2 protein-coding genes are annotated in these 1,956 nt (G+C 56.7%); both read left to right on the top strand.

From position 1 onward, the window contains the following. The coding region (locus ACRESJ_RS01495; protein WP_431756300.1) for a pyridoxal-phosphate dependent enzyme at nt 1-593 on the top strand (593 nt) is incomplete at its 5' end. Nucleotides 594-859: 266 nt separating this feature from the next. Next, nucleotides 860-1,798, top strand: coding sequence for an aspartyl/asparaginyl beta-hydroxylase domain-containing protein (locus ACRESJ_RS01490; RefSeq protein WP_431756299.1), 939 nt, complete (start codon nt 860-862; stop codon nt 1,796-1,798). The last annotated feature ends 158 nt before the right edge of the window (nt 1,799-1,956 follow it).

The following is a 1,956-nucleotide window of genomic DNA, read 5'->3' as shown; positions in this document are numbered from 1 at the left end:
AAGCCGGTGAAATTGTTGCCGGCGACCCGTCGAAGTACTTCATGCCGGCTCAGTTCGATAACCCGGCCAACCCGGCCATCCACGAAAAAACCACCGGCCCGGAAATCTGGAACGATACCGACGGCGCGGTCGACGTGCTGGTGGCAGGCGTCGGAACCGGTGGAACCATCACTGGAGTGTCACGGTATATCAAGAATACCCAGGGCAAGCCGATACTCTCGGTGGCGGTGGAGCCGGCGGTATCGCCGGTGATCACCCAGGCCCTGGCCGGTGAAGAAATCAAGCCGAGCCCGCACAAGATCCAGGGCATCGGTGCCGGTTTTGTGCCGAAGAACCTCGATTTGTCGATGGTCGATCGGGTGGAGCTGGTCAGCGACGAAGAGTCCAAGGCCATGGCCTTGCGCCTGATGCAGGAAGAAGGGATTTTGTCCGGGATTTCCTGCGGCGCCGCCATGGCAGTGGCCGTAAGATTGGCGGAGACCCCGGAAATGCAGGGCAAGACCATCGTCGTGATCCTGCCGGATTCCGGTGAGCGTTACCTGTCGAGCATGCTGTTCAGTGATCTGTTTACCGAACAGGAGAATCAGCAGTAAGCGCTGAACATTGGTGGATCGTGGCTGGCGGCGATGGTTGAGGCGTTATCGCTGGTTGCGATCCATTGATCGGGTCCGGTTGATGATGGATCTGCATCAGCCCGCGTTCAGGCGTTTTATGTTAAGAAATGCTTTGTTGCACATTCATTAACATTGAATGTTGAAAAGTGCAGGTTTTTCATCGGGTCGGTAGTGTTTATCATGCCAGCAGCCATGTCGGGCAATGGACGTGGCGCACGTGTCGCTTATCTTCAAAGGAGTTGTTGATGACCTTATCGTTTGCCGCGAAGGCCTCGTTGTTGCTGCTGTTTCTCGGCAGCACCCTCTATGTGCATTTACGCGGCAAGGCGCGTCTGCCGGTTTTGCGCCAGTTCGTGAACCATTCGGCACTGTTTGCCCCCTATAACGCCTTGATGTACCTGTTTTCCGGTGTGCCTTCGAAACCGTATCTGGATCGCAGCAAGTTCCCGGAACTGGATGTGCTCAAGGACAACTGGGAGGTGATTCGCGACGAAGCGATGCATTTGTTCGACGAGGGGTATATCCGTGCGGCGGCAAAGAACAACGACGCCGGTTTCGGCTCGTTCTTCAAGAAGGGCTGGAAGCGTTTTTATCTCAAGTGGTACGACAAACCGCTGCCTTCCGCCGAAGCCTTGTGCCCGAGAACCGTTGAGTTGGTCAGCAGTATTCCCAACGTCAAAGGCGCGATGTTCGCGCTGTTGCCGGGCGGCAGTCATCTCAACCCGCATCGCGATCCGTTTGCCGGTTCCCTGCGTTATCACTTGGGCCTGTCCACCCCCAATTCCGATGAATGCCGCATCTTTGTCGACGGTCAGGTTTACGCCTGGCGCGATGGCGAGGACGTGATGTTCGACGAAACCTACGTGCACTGGGTCAAGAATGAAACGGAACAGACCCGGGTCATCCTGTTCTGCGATATCGAGCGTCCACTGAGCAATCGCCTCATGACCCGCATCAATCGCAGTATCAGCGCCTGGCTGGGTCGCGCCACCGCTCCTCAGAATCTGGATGACGAGCGTGTGGGCGGGATCAACCAGGCCTATGCCTGGAGCAAGAACTCCAGCGATAAATTCAGTGGAATGGTCAAGCAATGGAAGCGGCGCAATCCCAAGGCCTACCGTGTACTACGCCCGGTACTGGCGGTGGCGGTGCTGACGTTGTTGGGGTATTGGCTGTTTGGCTGACATGCGCTCTGGGAAACAAAAAAAACGCTCGTTGTGAGCGGTTTTTTTCATTTGGCCAGCGCGTGCTCGGCCCGCACCGAATTCATGAACGCCTGCACCCAGTGATTCAGCTTTGTAGTGTCTGAGCCGACGCCATCGCGAGCAAGCTCGCTCCCACA

It is taken from the genome of Pseudomonas sp., from assembly GCF_050739655.1.
Taxonomy (GTDB): Bacteria; Pseudomonadota; Gammaproteobacteria; order Pseudomonadales; family Pseudomonadaceae; genus Aquipseudomonas.
Note: the sequence above shows the minus strand (reverse complement) of the source record. Positions and strands in the feature narration are given on the sequence as shown.

Coding starts and splice junctions, on each gene's coding strand:
- ACRESJ_RS01490 (WP_431756299.1), top strand. CDS start 860: ATGACCTTATCGTTTGCCGCGAAGGCCTCGTTGTTGCTGCTGTTTCTC.